We start from the raw sequence: 16,996 nt of genomic DNA, 5'->3' as shown, positions 1-16,996 counted from the left end.
TATCCTCCTTATGCCCATCTCTTGCGGTCCAAGATTCTAACCGCAATAAAGAGCAGCAATCCGGTCATACTGATATAATAGAAAATATCGGCGACGTTTAAAATGCCGTTAAAAAAGCCGGTGAAATGATGCCCGGGTGAAATCCACTCTGTGATCTTGATCAGCGTTTCGCTGGACGAAGACTGTGTCAGGGAATCGATTCTGTCCATGATCATCGTGACCGCAAGGGTGATGATAGCGGCAACGGCTTGGCTCTCAGTCAAAGCCGAGACGACAAGTCCGATTCCGATCAGCAGACCACCCAGCAAAACCAGCCCCAGATACCGGCAGATCAACAGACCCCATTCGGGGCTGCCGTAAAACGCAAGCACAACCTGGTGGACGAACACGATCGCTGTAGCGACGATATAGACCAGACAGGCGCCGAAGAACTTACCCAACACTACCTCGGTCATTGTGACAGGAGATGTATAGAAGATCTGTTCGGTTTTATGGCGTTTTTCCTCGCTTAAAAGACGCATTGTAATCAAAGGTACGATTAAATACATCAGACCGAACAAAGAACTGAACACCGGTGAAATATCTGTGGTTCCATAAAGGAAAACATCAATAAAAAAGCTAAATGACGCCATCAGAAACGTCACGCCGATAAAGAGATATCCGACGGGATGCGCAAAATAGGAGGAGAATTCACGTTTGATAATTGCTCTCATAATTCAATTTCCTTTCCGGCTCATTCCGAATCAGCGGTATCGGTCAGCCGCAGGAAGACTTCTTCCAAAGTCAGTTGACCGCTGACCATGCTGATAATCGGCCATTTCCGGTCTGCCAAACGTTCGAAGACCTCTCTGCGCACGTCAACTTTCGCTTTCGGAATGATAATGAAATCGTTGGAACCGCTTTCGCGCACGCCGTCATCGACGATCTTATCCACACCGGCGATCTTCACCAAAGTTTTTGCGACTTCATCACGCGGACCGGCAACCCGAACGGTAAAACGTGCATCCTCAGTGACCTTGCGGATAATATCATCACGCTTGCCGTCAGCCACGATCTCACCTTGATTGATGATGATAATACGGTTACATACCGCCTGAATCTCATGTAAAATGTGTGAACTGACCAAAATGGTATGTCTTCTGCCGAGGTTGGCAATCAGGTCTCGAATCTCGACGATCTGTTTGGGGTCCAAGCCGACTGTCGGCTCGTCCAAAACCAAAATCGGGGGAGTTCCTATCAAAGCCTGCGCGATACCGACACGCTGTCTGAAACCCTTTGATAGATTCTTAATCAGGCGCGGATAAACCGCATCGATTTTAACCAGTTTACAGATTTTCGAAATATGTTCCTCACGGTTGGCCTTAACCTGCTTCAGGTTAAACATGAAGTCCAGATAGGCCTTGACCGTCATATCCGGATACAACGGAGGCAGCTCCGGCAGATATCCTATATTTTTCTTAGCCTCGATGGGGTTTTCGCGGATGTCAAATCCGTTGACGGAAACCGTGCCGGAAGTTGCGGAGAGATAGCCGGTCATTATGTTCATTGTTGTGCTTTTACCGGCGCCGTTAGGACCCAAAAGACCGACGATTTCGCCTTCGCCGATTTTAAAACCGACGTCTTTAATGGCGTATTTTTCGCCGTACCGCTTGGTCAGTCCGTTCACTTCAATCATTTCAAGCCATACTCCTTTTTAATTAATCAGTCGCCTCAATGCCGAATACTACTCGGCACCCGTGACAGATTTGTGATAAACTCGTGTCATCTTATGCAAGCAATCGTTTTGACACGAAAAAAACGTCCCACATAGAAACTCAGTATAGCATATTCCCGTACATTTTTCAACCGATTCATACGGTTTCCGGACATTCCCGGGAACCGCTGCCAACATCTGTGAACGTCACCAGAGATTTCGATATCCCGGCAGGCATTGTGCAATTGCTGACAATAACAGAATGATGCCCTGCGCCGCCAAAACCAGCAGGATCGTCATCGTACTCAGTGTCGCGGAAAACACGGATACGAGCAGCGCACCCAATGCAAGCACCATCAGACCCGCCTGCAGCGCAAACCCCACCGAAAGAGATTTTCTCAATTTAAAGCAAGACAGCACAGTACGAATTCTGTCGGTCATTTTCCCATCGCAAACGGCGCCCGCTTTCAATGCGGTTCGTTCACGCAAAATCTTCTCCAATGCGGTCTTTCCCTGCGTGTCGATAATGACAACATAATCGTCGGGCAGCCCGAGTTGCTTGGAAATAATAGTGGATTTAATGCAGGGATCGCGTGTGTCCACCAGCAGGCGTACCCGCTGCTTAGCCAGTGCCCGGAGCGCATGCGCGGTATCGGAATCAATCTTATAAGTCACCAGCAATACCGCCATCAGTTCTCCGCCGAACGCCAGATAGATCAGACAGCGATTGCGTTTGGTGAATTTTTTATCAAAGTCATCGCTCGGGAGTACGATATCATATTCCGAGATGAACTCCCGCGAGCCCAAAATCACACGTTTGCCCGAAATCCAGCACACAATGCCTTTTTCGGGCTGATAGACGGTCTCGTTATCGACCGGCAGCAAATACCCTTCGTTCTCCGATAAAATCCCGGTAAACAATTCTTTCAGCGGACCGCCGCGTTTTTCCACCGCTGACGCAGCCAGAATGATCGCTTCGTCCATGCGTTTGCCGGAGAAGGTCTTGATCCCGTTCAACACCATGGTCTTTGTGCTGAAAATCTCATTATCCGTAAAGAGCATCGACGTCATATCGTAAGCGTCGTCGAAAGCGCATTGGTTGCTGACGGCAATGCCGTGCTTTTTATTCACCCCTGATGCGCGCACCTGCGGCAGCATACAGATGATACCGGAGGCAAGCGGTATCAGCATACAGACCGCGGCTGTCCACACCGTGAAAAACATCGCAAAATTACCGCCCCGGATGACTGTCACCGCAATAGCCAACAGCAGACCGAACAAGGTCACCGCAGGCACCAGAACTTTATTGATACGGTCAGCACCGTCCTCGGAATCCGACATCGCAAAATAATCGGAGGCGAAATCGGCTTTGACAAACACGCCGGCAACCGCATCTTCATCCTCTTCCGGGCGCTGCAAAATAGCGGAATTCCCTTCGTTTTGCAGGCGCAGATGAAATTTTGCGCCCGGATTGGAAATCACCTCAAACCCGTTTTTCTCTCGGACTTGCCGTAGCAGACCGGTCAGATGCGCAATCATCGCCGCAAATGCGGCAAACGGCAAAAACACGCCGAATACACCCGCCGCAAAAGATTCCGGTGTCACCATCAAGATTATCCCTTGCACTGTCGTAAAGAGCCAAATCAGCGAAGCCGCACTGTCTCCGGTCGGGCAGAGTTTGAACAGATCAACCAGCCCGCCTGAAAGCGTATCGACCGAAACCGCCAGCACAATGATATTCAATGCCAGCAATACGCCGATGATCACCCGAACCTGCTGTTTGTTCGGATTCACCTCATAGTTGCTTCCGGACACTGTCACAGGCGATTGATTTGCTTCTCCGATGGTCAGCGTTCCGTCGTCCGAAAAAACATCTGTATTGACGGCAGATGTCTCAGCCGACGCAGAAAGATCGTAAGGCAGCGCTGTCATCGGCAGTGCGGGTGATAAGACAATCAAAAGCGACGCGATAAAGATCACCAGACATACCACCACCCGCAACACCTTTTTACGGGTCCACCGCGCCAAATCGGCCGCGATTTCTTCGGTGTTGGAATTACGGGTAAATTCAAATTCCTCGCCGATATCCTCATCCTGCGAAGCCGTGGTGTCCAGAACAAAGTTCTCCATTTTTTCACGACGCGATTTTAAAAGCAGCTCCTGCGCATTGTCACTCTTCTCGTTTTCCGGTACGGGCTCGGCTTTTTTCACAGGCACATATTCGACAGGCTGTTCAGCTTGAATCTCGGGTTCGGACTCCTGCTCCGGTTTTAATTCCTGCTCAGTCTGCGGCTCCTGCTCCGGCTGGGGTTTTATGTGGGCGACAGGGGAATAAATCCGCACGTCGTCCTCTTCCTCCTGTGCGGGTTCGGGTTCCGGCCGTATCACCGCTTTTTTAATCGGCCGGATTTTAATATCTTCTTCCTCGTTGAACCTGCCCACCTGCGGCTCGGAAATCTGGGTATCAAGCGGCAGTTGGTTATCCTCAAAACTTCTCGTTCTGGGGTGTTCCTGTTTTTTACGCTCACCCGGGAACAGATCGCGGTGAATGGTTTGGCGCGTGTCCTCGTCCAGATTTTTGGACCGCTCCCGCTCTTCAAAACTGCTGATCAGTTGATTGAGTTTGCGGCGTTTTTCGGCGGCAATGCGCTCAAAAATTTCGTCACTGATCTCGCCGGGATTGTTTTTATTTTTTTCGTCGTTCATTTTTTATACCCCGCCGTCTCTCTCTTCTTACGCTGCACCGCGGCCTCGAACAGCAAAATGCCGCCTGCGACCGAGGCGTTCAGCGAGTTTATTTTACCCTTCATCGGAATGGAAATGATTCCGTCACAAGTCTCTTTAACCAGCCGGCCGATCCCCTCGCCCTCCGAGCCGATCACAATCGCGCTCGCACCGGTCAGATCGGTCTTATAAAAGTCTCCGCCGTCCATATCGGCGCCGTAAATCCAGATGCCGCGCTGTTTCAGTTCCTTCATTGCGTTCACGAGGTTGGACACCTTGACGATCGGGATATGCGATACCGCGCCCGCGGAGCTCTTGGCAACCACGCCGCCCAGCATCGCACTGCGGTGTTTGGGCACAATCACACCGTGTGCACCCGCGCATTCGGCACTGCGAATCAATGCGCCCAAATTATGCGGATCCTGAATATCGTCCGCAATTAAAATCAAAGGCGGTTCCCCTTTTTCCTCCGCCGCTTTAAAAATATCGTCCAGTTCCGCAGGTTTTGCACAGGCCGCGATTGCGACGATACCCTGATGATTTGCGCCGCCGGAAAGCGCATCCAGTTTGGCAGGATGCACCTCTTTAATCATCGCACCCGCTTTAACGCATTTGGCAATCAGCGGTGCGTTCGGCCCGTCCTTTTTGGTGACAAAAACCGTGTCGAAAATAATGCCTGCGGCCAGTGCTTCGGCCACGGGATTTTTTCCGGCATAGATATCATTCAATTCCCTGTCGCGTCCGTCTTTTTCGGAGGTAAAGCTCATTTTCGCGCTCCTGAAAAGTTTTTGCGGCTGTTTTTAATCGCAGCGTCGGTTTGCGATTTGTCGCTTGTGCTTATTATACCAAAACAATACAATAATTTCAATTATTTTTCCTTATTCGCGGGTTGAATACGTCGACAAATTCACCGCCCTGATGACGGTTACAAACACGTCACAGAATGTGCTCATTTTATAACTTCGCAGCCGTACTTGCGACCTCGGTGTTTTTCCGTAGGGAGCGACGCCCTCGTCGCTCCGTCATATACCAAGCTTTTAGAATTTCCCGTGTAAACAAGAAATCAATTCACCTGTCGCCTTTTTGATAATCAAATCCACACCGCCGTCAAATAGTTTCCCTTGTGCGCGGATGTAGTAAACTTGATCTTCTTCATCAAAATAAACATAGTACGGGCCATGCCGTGACGGCGGTTCATCATAAATGATTCTTATGTATGCTTTTGCAAGCGTCACCGCGTCTTCCGCATCTTCAACAGCAATATAATTCAATACATTCGGGGATTCTTCACATATACAAAAACGCTCTGGCTTTTGGTCAAGCATAATGATGTCTGATCTGAAAAGGCTGAAACCAATAATGAAAATTGCAATTAATGAAGCCAACAAAAAACCAGATAATACGACAACAAAAAAAGGATTCGTTATTCTTTTGCTTTTCATGCCGTTTCTCCTTTCGGTTTTTGATAGAGCAATCCTTCAAATTAAAAAACCGCGGAGAACATATCCCCGCGGCTCTTTATATTTTTTATTTCAGCGCAATTGCCTTTTTGGCCATCACCGCGATGTTTTCGGCACAAAGTCCGAACAGCTTTAACAAATCCGCCGCCGGGCCGGAGGTTCCGAACTGGTCGTTGACGCCCAGTTTCAGCACCGGAACGGGCTTGTTGCAGATCGCATCGCAGACCGCGCTGCCGAGTCCGCCGATCACGCTGTGTTCTTCGGCGGTCAGTATGCATCCGGTCTTCGCAGCGTATTTCGCCAGCAGTTCCGCATCAATCGGCTTGATCGTATGAATGTTGATTACCGCAGCGTCAATACCGTCGGCTTTCAGCAGTTCCCGGGCTGCGAGCGCTTCATTGACCATCAGGCCGGTCGCCACAATCGTGACATCCTTGCCGTCGGCTAATACGACGCCTTTACCCATCTCGAATTCATAGGTCTCCGGATTGTTGAACACCGGTGTCGCAAGCCGGCTGAATCGCAGATATACCGGTCCGTTATGCAAAATCGCCGCCTCGACAGCCGCCTTGGCTTCGACGTCATCCGCCGGGCTGATCACGGTCATACCGGGGATCGTGCGCATCAGGCCGATATCCTCGTTGCATTGATGCGTCGGGCCGTCTTCACCGACAGAGATACCGGCATGCGTTGCACCGATTTTGACGTTCATATGCGGATAGCCGATGCTGTTGCGAACCTGTTCAAACGCTCTGCCGGCGGCAAACATCGCAAACGTCGACGCGAACGGAATCAAACCTGTTGTGGAAAGACCCGCCGCCACCGACATCATATTGCCCTCGGCGATACCGCAGTCAAAAAACCGGTCGGGGTAAGCTTTTTTAAATTTAATCGTCTTGGTCGCTTCGGCGAGGTCTGCGTCGAGTACAACGATATTTGGGTATTTTTCAGCCAGTGCCACAAGCGCATCACCGTAAGATTCTCTGGTTGCTTTTTTCACAATGTCAGCCATTTTCAGTTACCCTCCAATTCAGACAGCCGTGCCTTTAATTCACTCATTGCCTGTTCATATTGCTCAGTGTTGGGCGCGCTGCCGTGCCACTTCGCCATATTTTCCATATAAGAGACGCACTTGCCCTTGACGCTGTGCGCAATGATCACCGTCGGTTCGCCTTTATGCGCAAGAGCCTCAGCAAACGCTTTTTCGATATCGTCAAATTCATGGGCGCAGATCTCAATCACGTTCCAGTTAAACGCCTTGAATTTCGGCGCGATAGGTTCGGGAGAACAGACGTCGGAGAGTTTCCCGTCAATCTGCAAACCGTTATAGTCGACGATCGCGGTGAGGTTGTCGAGCTTGTAGAATCCGGCAAACATGGCCGCTTCCCAAACCTGACCCTCTTCGAGTTCGCCGTCACCGAGCAGCGCATAAACATGAAAATCTTTCCCCTGCACCTTTGCACCTTTGGCCATACCGCAGGCTGCGGAGATGCCCTGTCCCAGTGAACCGCTGCTCATATCCACGCCGGGCGTGCCCTTCATGTCGGGATGTCCCTGCAGATAACTGCCGATATGCCGAAGCGTCTTCAAATCCTCGACCGGAAAATATCCGCGGTTGGCCAGTGTTGAATACAGCACCGGTGCGCAATGTCCCTTGGACAGCACAAAGCGGTCACGGTCGGGATCTTTGGGGTTTTTCGGATCGATGCGCATCTGTTTGAAATACAGATAAGTCATAATATCCGAGCTTGAAAGAGAACCGCCCGGGTGACCCGATTTTGCGTTGTAAACGCCCTCGATCACGCCCATGCGGATTTTTACGGCGATTTTCTCGAGTTCCAATTTTGTCTTTGCGTCCATTAATGAAACCATCCTTTCAGTCATATCATAAATCCAAATTACTACCTTATGCTTATGCGAGATATTTTTCTCTCAAAACCGATATAAATTCCGCCACGGCGCCTTGTCCCACCGGTTTGCAGATGACGTCCGCAATCTGCTTGACCTCATTGATCGCGGTCGACGGACAGCCGGAAAAAGTGGCTGCTTTCAGCAGAGCGATATCATTCCCGTAATCGCCCACCGCGAAAACCGGAGCGTTTTCCATGCCGCACAATTGCTTCAGCTGCGGAATCGCATCGCCTTTGGTGCATCCGCGCGGAATGACTTCCAAAAACACCGCGCAGGAAAAAACATAATCAAACGCGCCGGGATAATTTTTCTCCAAAAATGCTTTTACACGCTCTAAAACCTCATGTTCTTCGAGCAGCAGCATCTTGTGACAATTATAAATCTTTTCCTCGTGATTGACAAGGGTGTATTTCTGATTCTCCCACGAAAAGTGCCACTTCACCTGCTCATTCAAACGCGAGACATAGAGTTTATCCAACACCCGCATCTCCAGACCGAGCCCGGGGAATTCGCGCATGACCTTCGGAATGGCCTCCTGTGCGATTGGGTTCAAGAACCGTTCCCAGAGCACTTTTTTGTTCGGATAATCAAAAATCACCGAGCCGTTTCCGATGATGCAGGGCACATTTGTCCCGATGATCTCGGCATATTCTAGCATATCGGGCATGCGTCCGGTAGCCAGTGCGAAATGTCCGCCGTCAGCCATATATTGCTGAATGGCTCGGATATCCTCGTCACATACTTTTCCGTCATGCGGCAAAAGCGTGCCGTCGAGGTCCGAGACCAAAATCGTGTCCTTGATGTGATACTTCATGCTTGGGTAATTCCTTTCAGTTCATCTAAAAAATCAATAAAATACTGCGGCAGATCGCTCTCAAATTCCAACCAATGCCCGTCTTGGGGATGGGCAAAACCGATGTGCTTTGCGTGTAAAATCTGTCCGCCGAAATTTCTGCCTTTCTGCAATCCGCCGTAAAGCGGATCACCGGCCACGGGATGTCCCAGCGCCGCCATATGCACCCGAATTTGATGGGTTCTTCCGGTCTCGAGCTTTAAACGCACATGGGAGTAACCCGGATATTCGGCCAGCACCCGATATTTGGTCAGCGCGGGTTTGGAATTGTACGCTGTCGCCGCCATCTTTTTGCGGTCGTTCCTGCTGCGCCCGATCGGCAGCGCCACTTCCCCGCTTTCCTGCGGCAAACGCCCGATCACAACCGCTTCGTATTCACGCGTAAAACTATGCTCGGCGATTTGCACGGCGAGGTTTTTGTGTGCCTCGTCGGTCTTTGCGACAATCAGAAGGCCGCTGGTGTCTTTGTCTATGCGATGGACAATACCGGGACGAACCACGCCGTTGATGCCGGACAGCGAATCCCCGCAGTGAGCCAACAGCGCGCTCACTAGCGTTCCGTCGGTATTTCCCGCCGCCGGATGCACCACCATTCCCCGAGGTTTGTTCACGACCAGCAGCCAGTCGTCCTCATAAACGATGTCGAGCGGGATATCCTCCGGCTTCGCGGCGCACGGCTCAAGGTCGGGCAGTTCAAAAGTCACAACCTGCCCGTTTTTCAGCAGATATTTTTTTACCTGCGGCACACTGTCAACAAATATGTCGCCGCTCTCGGTCAGTTTGGCGGCCATAGCACGGCTGATAGGTGCGTTGTCGGCCAAGAATTTATCTAACCGAACGCCGTCCTGTACGGCGGTTAAGACAATCTTCTCACCCATCTTTTTTAACTTTTTCCGGTTCCTTAGAGAATAAAATAATGATCGCCAGTGCAATCGCCCCGCAGGTCACGCAGCTGTCCGCGAGGTTAAAAATCGGAAAATTAATCGGCTTAAAATAGATAAAATCAACCACATACCCGCGAAACACCCGGTCGATCAGGTTGCCGATTCCGCCCACAATGATCAGCGTGGTGCAGATGCGCGTACCCATTTTTTGAAACATCGGCAGTTTGAACATAGCCCAAACCCCTGCCGCCGCAATAATCAGCGTCACGATGATAAAAATAATCCGGCCGCCCTGCAGCATACCGAATGCCGCGCCCCGATTTTCGTGATAAAACAACTCCAATACGCCGTCAATAACGGGGATCGGATTGCCCGGCAGCGTATTCATCGCCCAGAGCTTCAGCAGTTGGTCAGCGCCGACCAAAACCACAAACATTGTGCTCAGTATGATAATGGTACTCATCACATCGCCTCCAAAAACCGCACCATCGTATCCGACAGCGCTTCAACATTTTTCTCATTTAAAAACCGGTCGCGTTTGGTGTGTATCCGACTCAAATAATATCCGAAAATCCGGCTTTTCCGAAACGCCGCGACGCCGATACCGCATCTGAAATTCGCATGGTCGGACGGATAAAACGTCGTTTTCGACGGAAAGAATATCATCTCCCGCTGTCCCTTGTCCGCCGCTTTTAATTTCTTTTCAATATCCTCGCCCACATCTTTTTTCAATAAAAACGCAAGGGTTTCTCCGTCACCCACACAGTCAAAATTGACGACCGGTTTGTTGGCAAGCAGTTTTGCATACCGCTTTTTAAATCCCAGAGATCCCAGTGTCCCCCATTCCTCTCGGTCAAAGAACACAAAAGCGGCTTCTCGTCGCAGTTCGGGCGGCAGTTTGGCTGCAATCTCGAGCAAAGCCACGACGCCGCTGGTGTTATCGTTATAGTTGTTGCGGTTCGGCATCCCTAAAATCAAATAACCCAACAAAAGAATCCCGATAAAGCCGCCAATGGTTGTAAAAGTCACAGCCGCCTCATTCACGGTGTCACCGGTGAGGATGTTGGCAAAATTGGTGATAAACGAAGTATCGGCCGTTTTGGAAACGAGCGCCGAAATCACGGCACCCATATACCCACCGGCCAACAAGAAGACATAAAACCCGGCCAGCATCAAAACGCCCAAAATAAGCTGATACAACACCGAGAGTCCAATGCTGCGCGGCAAAATGAAATTTGGGACGGCCATTTTCGGGGGCGTATCGTAATGTGCGGTAAAAATCACTTTGGCTTTTCCGAGATCGCCGACAATCACGTTGCGGTTTTTTCCCAAACACCGGTGAATTTCCATACGCGGATGATAGCCTAATTCCTCAAAACCCGCTTTAAGGGCAAGTCGAAACCGACCCTTATCGCGGGCATGAAAACGAATCATATTTTCCGATATAATTTTCTCCGAAAACGGGGTCATGATCTCAAAACAGCGGCACAGCGGGCACAGAGTTCCGGGTGTTCACCGTCGTTTCCGACAGTATCGGAATAGGTCCAGCAGCGCACGCATTTCTGCCCGCCCGCCTTTTCAACTTTAACCGAGAGCTTATCGCCCTGTTCGAGCTTCAAGCCGGAGACGATGCAGAGTTCACGCAGCAGATCAGCGTTTTTAACGAGCTTATCAGTATCCGGCGTTGTGATGGTCACAGCGGCGTCAAGCGGCGCGCCGATCAGTTTGGCGTTGCGGGCTTCCTCAAGCGCCTTTTTGACCTCCTCACGCAGGCCGAACAACATCTCCCAGTCGACGTCGGAGACATCGATTTTCTCTGCTTTCGGGAAATCATTGAACACCGGAGAAGTCCTGTCGTCGGACGAGCGGTGCGGCATCGCCTTCCAGATCTCATCCGAGGTGAAAGCGACGATCGGCGCCATGATGCGGGTGATCGCGTCAAGCACCTGCCAGATCACGGTCTGAGCGGCCCGGCGTTTTTGCCCGTCGGACTTTTCGACATACAGACGATCCTTGAGTACGTCGAAGTAAATATTGCTCATATCAACGACACAGAAGTCGTATAACGCCCGATAAACGGCATGGAACTGATAATTATCATATGCTGTTGTGGTCTTTTTAACCAGATCAGACAGACGCGACAATGCCCAGCGGTCGAGCGGCTCATAGTCGGTGCAATAATCTTTATCCGGATCGAAATCGCTCAGATTGCCCAGCACGAACCGCGCGGTATTACGAATCTTACGGTAGGCTTCGGACAGCTGTTTGATGATATCGGGTGAGATGCGTACATCATTTTGATAGTCCGATGAAGCAACCCACAGCCGCAGCACATCCGCGCCCCAGTCCTTGATAACTTCCTGCGGTGCGACGGCGTTTCCGAGGGACTTGTGCATGGCCCTGCCCTCACCGTCGACGGTCCAACCGTTGGTGATGACTGTGCGGTAGGGCGCAGCTCCTCTGGTCGCAACCGCAGTTAAAAGCGACGATTGGAACCATCCGCGGTATTGGTCGCCGCCCTCGAGATAGATGTCGGCGGGCCACTGTTCGGGGTGATTTTTCGCCAGCGAAGCAAAATGCGTCGAGCCGGAATCGAACCACCCGTCGAGCGTGTCGGTCTCCTTGTCAAATTCGGAGGCGCCGCAGTGCGGACATTTGTAATCCTCAGGCAGAATCTCGTTTGCCTCTTTTTCAAACCAGGCATTGGAGCCGTATTTCCCGAACAGCTTCGAGACGGCTTCGGTGGTCGTGGCGTCGCAGATCGGCTTGCCGCAGACCTTGCAGTAAAACACCGGAATCGGCAACCCCCAGTGACGCTGACGTGAAATGCACCAGTCGCTGCGCTCACGGATCATTGAAACCATACGGTCATGACCCCAGTCGGGGTAAAACTTGACGTCCTTGATTGCGTCAACAGCTTGTTCCTTAAAGGCGTCGACCGAGCAGAACCACTGGCTTGTCGCACGGAACAGCACCGGATTGTGACAGCGCCAGCAATGCGGATATTGATGCACGATCTTCTCACTTGCAAACAGCAGGCCGTTATCGCGCAGTTCGCCGATGATCTCTTCGCTCGCCTTGTCGGTCGGCAGTCCGGCGCTCTTTCCGGCCTCGTCGGTCATAAAGCCGCGGTCGTCAACCGGCACGAGAATCGGAAGCTCCTTGTATTTGCGGCAGACAATGTAGTCGTCCATACCGTGTCCGGGTGCGGTGTGTACGCAGCCCGTACCGGTATCAAGCGTGACGTGGTCTCCAGTGATAATCAGCGATTCGCGGTCTAAAAACGGATGCGCAGTGCGCATATACTCCAATTCAGAACCCTTAATCGTGCCGACAATCTCATAATCGGTCTTATCGGCGGCCTTCATCGTGCTTTCGACCAGTTCTTTGGCGATCACATAAAATTCATCGCCGCTCTTGACCAACGCATATTCAAATTCAGGTCCGACGCAGATGGCCACGTTGGCAGGAAGCGTCCAGGCGGTCGTTGTCCAGATGATGAAATAGGTCTTTTCACCCGCGCCGAGTGCTTTCAATTTGCCCTTGTCGTCGACGAGCGGGAACTTGACATAGATGGTCTCGCAGGCGTCGTCGCCGTATTCGATCTCGGCTTCGGCCAGCGCAGTCTCGTCGTGCGGGCACCAGTAAACCGGCTTCAGACCTTTGTAGATGTATCCTTTTCCGTACATCTCCCCAAAAACCTTGACTTCTTCCGCCTCGAATTCGGGTGCCATTGTCAGGTAGGGATGATCCCAGTCGCCCCAGACGCCGATCCGTTCAAAGCCCTCTTTTTGAATTTCAACAAAATCCGCCGCAAACTTATGGCAGGCACTGCGGAATTCCGCAATGCTCATCTTTTTGCGATCGAGCTTGTTTTGTTTGATGATCGCACTTTCAATGGGCATGCCATGGTTGTCCCAACCGGGGACATAAGGCGTATAATACCCCTGCATGGCCTTGTATTTAATAATAAAATCCTTGAGCAGCTTGTTCATTGCGGTGCCGATATGAATCGGACCGTTGGAGAACGGAGGCCCGTCGTGCAGAATAAACTGCGGCTTGCCCCCGTTTTTCGCTAATAATTTCTCGTATATTTTTAATTCTTCCCACTGTTTCAACATCTCCGGTTCGCGCTGCGGCAAACCCGCGCGCATGGGAAAATCGGTCTTGGTCAGGTTCAGTGTGGTGTTGTAATCGGTCGGCATTTTATCGTTTCATTCCCTTTATTTATTCTTGATTTTTCAGTCGGTCCAAAACTTCGGCGGCGTTCTCGCCGATCCCATCGGGCATCTCCTCCAGCAGTTTGACAAGCCGCGTTTTCAGTTCGCGCAGTTCGCCGTCAGCCGCCTTGAGTTTGCGCAGATTGTCCCCGAATTCCCGCTCAAAAGCAATGGTTTTCTGGGTAAAAGCCGCGTTGGCCCGATTCATTTTTACCAGGTAGTCGCGCTCGGCCTGCTCCAGAATCAATCTGGCCTTGTCCTGCGCGACCTGAATAATTCGCTCGGCCTCTTCGGTAATATCAGGCTTCTTTGTCGGTTCGGGTTCCGGTTGCGATACAGGCGTCGGAGTCTCCGGCGTTTCGGACAGCTTTTGAAGCAGCTCGTCCTTTTCGGCCACGAGTTTTTCGTTCATCTCTTTCAGACGTACGCAGCGTTCATTCAATTCGATGTTTTCGGCGCGCACGGACGCGTTTTCGTTTTGAAGCTGTTCCACGGTTGCCGCAGTGCGCTCAAGGAATTGCTGTGCCTCTGTTTTTGCTTTTCTCTTGACACCGTTCTTGATAAATTCCGCATCCCTGATTTGTCTTGCATCCAACATACCGGGCACTCCTTTCAGTCGTATATCTCAATTTCGGCGTGCGTTTTGTTCTTCCTGCCGCCGACGTGTGAGCCGATGAATCGAAACTTCCCCTTACCTAAAATCGAAAAAACCGTATCTTCGCGCAGTATGGCGCTCTTGTCGGTCTGTTCGGCGCCGTTGACTTTGACCTTCCCGGCGGCGATCAGCTCGACCGCTGATTCGCGTGATAAGTGCAGCAAAGCCGCCAAAACCGCGTCGAGACGAGCCGACGCGACGATCAATTCGCGCCTTTCCCGATTATGAGAAAAATTATAACACTTTTCCCCTGCGAAATCAACCCTGACGCCGCATCTGCCCACGGTTTTCAGCTCATTTTTCAGCAGCTGCGCAATCGCCTCCGAGCAAAACACGGTCGCGCCGTCCTCATCGGTCAAAATATCGCCGATGCGCTCCCGCGCAATCCCGAGCGCGGTCATCGCCCCGAGGTAATCCCGGTGCGAAAGCGACCCGAATTTTTTATCGTACTCGACACGCACCGCCCGAATCGGAAACATCGCCAAATCCGGCTCTTCGGCGAATATGCCGATCATCACCCGCTCCGCGTCCTCATATCCGCCCCAAAACGCAACTTGTACTGTTCCGATGCGGGTCAGCTTCTCTGCGGCGGGACGCAAAAATTCCCGCTGGAATTCGTCCAAAAACCCGAAAAAGCACGGTTTTCCGGGCGCGGCGTTTTTCACCGCGTCGTCAAACCGCGCCTTGATTAAAGTGTTGTCTTGATTTTTCATTGATCATTCCATATCCGCAGACTCAGCCGTCGTGCAATCCCGGAAAACAGTCGGATTATAACAATCCTCTTTTTATCATTTGCTCCGCAATTTGAACCGCGTTTGTCGCCGCGCCCTTGCGTAAATTATCGGATACACACCAAAGATTGATGCAGTTGGGTGCGGTCATATCATCGCGAATTCGCCCGACAAGCACGGCGTCACGCCATTCGTCCTTTGCCAAATCCGCTCCCACAGGGTAATTGCGTTCAAGGGAGTCCCCGCGGATATTAAGCGCTTCTTCATTCCCGTTCATTCCGTCCATACAGACAATGCCCGGTGCAGATTGTTTATCCGATAAAATCTCAATCGCTTTTGCCGCATGCATCGGTTCCATAAATTCCGCATTGATTGATTCACCGTGTCCGACCATCACAGGAACACGAACCGTTGTTGCGCTGATCATCAAATTGGGTTCTCCGAATATTTTGCGCGTCTCATTGATCATTTTCAGTTCCTCGCGTGTGTATCCGCTTTCCGTGAACCGATCAATATGCGGAATGCAGTTAAAAGCAATTTGACGAGTAAAAATTGATGAATTCTGCTCCGGTAAATTCCCAGAAAGCACCTGTCTGGTTTCTTTCTTTAGCTGTTCTATCGCAGCGCCGCTGTGTCCGCTGACCGATTGATAGGTAGAGACAATGACGCGGCGCAATCTTGCGGCTTTATGCAGCGGGTAAAGCGAAATTGCCATTTGAATCGTAGAGCAGTTGGGGTTGCAAATTAACCGCATATCCGCCGTAACAGCGTCCATATTGATTTCCGGAATCACGAGCGGATAACAGGGATACATGCGCAAATCCCCGCCGTTGTCAATGACTGTACAGCCCTTTTTGACGGCGATTTCGGCCCATTGCAAACTTGCGCCTTTTGCACCCTCTTTTCCGGCGAAAAAGACAAGATCAAGATTGCCGAAAAGGTCTTCACTGATTTTTCGGACATGCACCGGTTTCCCGTTTAAATTTTCATCCCGTTCGCTGGTTGCCATCACGGTGACAGGCCCATCCGCAGGAAACGCCCGTTCACTTAAAACTTGAAGAATCTTCTCACCCACAGGACCTACACCCAAAACCCCGACTTTCAATCCCATATTATACCTTCTCTTTCTTATAATAATGCCAACTGCTTAAAATTCAATTAATATCCTTGAATAATCAGATAAAACACAGCAAGGCAAGCCCACTGCCGGACCTGCCTTGTGAAAATTTTATCAAAACCCTTGCGGGTCAGGTGCAAAGTTTAGTTCAGACCGTTGTCGATCTCGTACAGGAAATCGCCGGTCTCGACCTCGACGTTGTACGGTGTGATCAAGAATGCCTTATCGGCGATGCGCTGGACACTGCCGTCCTGGGCATAGGCGACACCGGACAAAAAGTCGAGCAGTCGTCTGGCCTCGTTGCCGACGGTGCGTTCAAAATTGATGACGACCGCGCGTTTGTTCTTGAGATGGTCGGCGATCGGATTGGCGTCGCGGCTGTAGGACTCCGGACGGATCAAAACGACTTTGAGCTGAGATGTGGCGTTGATGTTCACGACTTTTTTGTCGTCCGCTTGAATACGCTCATACCGTTCGGGTTTTTGAAGGACGGGTTGTTCAAACTCCTCAACTGCCTCTTCATCCTGCTCGTACTCGTCATAGTCCTCTACGCCGAAGACTGCCTTCAGCTTACCGATAACGTTCATTATTCAATTCCTCCGCTCTCTTTTTTCGACCTTTCGGTCAACCCCAAATTTTTTCTATCTCTGTCTCCGTCCGAATAGGGCGGTGCCGATGCGGATCATCGTGGAGCCGCATTTGATGGCTTCTATATAATCGCCCGACATTCCCATGGACAGTAACATAT

17 protein-coding genes are annotated in these 16,996 nt (G+C 51.1%); all 17 read right to left on the bottom strand.

Going from position 1 to position 16,996, the window contains the following annotated elements; all coding sequences use genetic code 11:
* Window positions 1–8 precede the first annotated feature (8 nt).
* Window positions 9–713, bottom strand: coding sequence for an ABC transporter permease subunit (locus PK629_09590; protein HOP11727.1), 705 nt, complete (start codon window positions 711–713; stop codon window positions 9–11).
* A 20-nt stretch (window positions 714–733) separates the two neighbouring features.
* The gene (locus tag PK629_09585; protein HOP11726.1) at window positions 734–1,675 is read right to left on the bottom strand and encodes an ATP-binding cassette domain-containing protein; all 942 of its coding nucleotides are present in this window, start codon (window positions 1,673–1,675) and stop codon (window positions 734–736) included.
* A gap of 225 nt (window positions 1,676–1,900) precedes the next feature.
* On the bottom strand, window positions 1,901–4,399 hold the full coding sequence (locus PK629_09580) for a hypothetical protein (GenBank protein ID HOP11725.1): 2,499 nt from the start codon (window positions 4,397–4,399) through the stop codon (window positions 1,901–1,903).
* On the bottom strand, window positions 4,396–5,184 hold the full coding sequence (rlmB, locus tag PK629_09575; GenBank protein ID HOP11724.1) for a 23S rRNA (guanosine(2251)-2'-O)-methyltransferase RlmB: 789 nt from the start codon (window positions 5,182–5,184) through the stop codon (window positions 4,396–4,398). The genes PK629_09580 and rlmB overlap by 4 nt, the downstream gene beginning before the upstream one ends.
* Before the next feature lie 270 nt (window positions 5,185–5,454).
* Window positions 5,455–5,859: a hypothetical protein gene (locus PK629_09570; GenBank protein HOP11723.1), complete on the bottom strand. Its 405-nt coding sequence runs from the start codon at window positions 5,857–5,859 to the stop codon at window positions 5,455–5,457.
* An 85-nt stretch (window positions 5,860–5,944) separates the two neighbouring features.
* Window positions 5,945–6,889, bottom strand: a complete 945-nt coding sequence (locus PK629_09565; GenBank protein ID HOP11722.1) for a transketolase family protein — start codon at window positions 6,887–6,889, stop codon at window positions 5,945–5,947.
* A gap of 2 nt (window positions 6,890–6,891) precedes the next feature.
* Window positions 6,892–7,737: a transketolase gene (locus tag PK629_09560; GenBank protein ID HOP11721.1), complete on the bottom strand. Its 846-nt coding sequence runs from the start codon at window positions 7,735–7,737 to the stop codon at window positions 6,892–6,894.
* 52 nt (window positions 7,738–7,789) lie between these two features.
* A complete protein-coding gene (locus PK629_09555; protein ID HOP11720.1) occupies window positions 7,790–8,602 on the bottom strand; it encodes an HAD family hydrolase in 813 nt (270 codons plus the stop codon).
* Window positions 8,599–9,519 (bottom strand): RluA family pseudouridine synthase, encoded by a 921-nt coding sequence (locus tag PK629_09550; GenBank protein HOP11719.1) that lies wholly within the window; start codon window positions 9,517–9,519, stop codon window positions 8,599–8,601. The genes PK629_09555 and PK629_09550 overlap by 4 nt, the downstream gene beginning before the upstream one ends.
* Window positions 9,512–9,988: a signal peptidase II gene (lspA, locus tag PK629_09545; GenBank protein ID HOP11718.1), complete on the bottom strand. Its 477-nt coding sequence runs from the start codon at window positions 9,986–9,988 to the stop codon at window positions 9,512–9,514. The genes PK629_09550 and lspA overlap by 8 nt, the downstream gene beginning before the upstream one ends.
* Entirely contained in the window at window positions 9,988–10,875 is an 888-nt protein-coding gene (locus PK629_09540) for a M28 family peptidase (protein HOP11717.1), read from the bottom strand. The genes lspA and PK629_09540 overlap by 1 nt, the downstream gene beginning before the upstream one ends.
* A gap of 116 nt (window positions 10,876–10,991) precedes the next feature.
* A complete protein-coding gene (ileS, locus tag PK629_09535) occupies window positions 10,992–13,730 on the bottom strand; it encodes an isoleucine--tRNA ligase (GenBank protein HOP11716.1) in 2,739 nt (912 codons plus the stop codon).
* Window positions 13,731–13,752: 22 nt separating this feature from the next.
* Window positions 13,753–14,343, bottom strand: a complete 591-nt coding sequence (locus tag PK629_09530) for a hypothetical protein (GenBank protein HOP11715.1) — start codon at window positions 14,341–14,343, stop codon at window positions 13,753–13,755.
* Window positions 14,344–14,357: 14 nt separating this feature from the next.
* Window positions 14,358–15,113, bottom strand: coding sequence for a YlmH/Sll1252 family protein (locus PK629_09525; protein HOP11714.1), 756 nt, complete (start codon window positions 15,111–15,113; stop codon window positions 14,358–14,360).
* Between the two features lie 55 nt (window positions 15,114–15,168).
* The gene (locus PK629_09520) at window positions 15,169–16,242 is read right to left on the bottom strand and encodes an aspartate-semialdehyde dehydrogenase (protein ID HOP11713.1); all 1,074 of its coding nucleotides are present in this window, start codon (window positions 16,240–16,242) and stop codon (window positions 15,169–15,171) included.
* A gap of 149 nt (window positions 16,243–16,391) precedes the next feature.
* Window positions 16,392–16,835, bottom strand: coding sequence for a cell division protein SepF (sepF, locus tag PK629_09515; GenBank protein HOP11712.1), 444 nt, complete (start codon window positions 16,833–16,835; stop codon window positions 16,392–16,394).
* A gap of 54 nt (window positions 16,836–16,889) precedes the next feature.
* The coding region (locus PK629_09510) for a YggS family pyridoxal phosphate-dependent enzyme (protein ID HOP11711.1) at window positions 16,890–16,996 on the bottom strand (107 nt) is incomplete at its 5' end.

The organism is Oscillospiraceae bacterium, from assembly GCA_035380125.1.
Classification (GTDB): Bacteria; Bacillota; Clostridia; order Oscillospirales; family JAKOTC01; genus DAOPZJ01.
The sequence above is the reverse complement of the archived record's forward strand: the minus strand, read 5'-3'. Positions and strand labels throughout refer to the sequence as shown.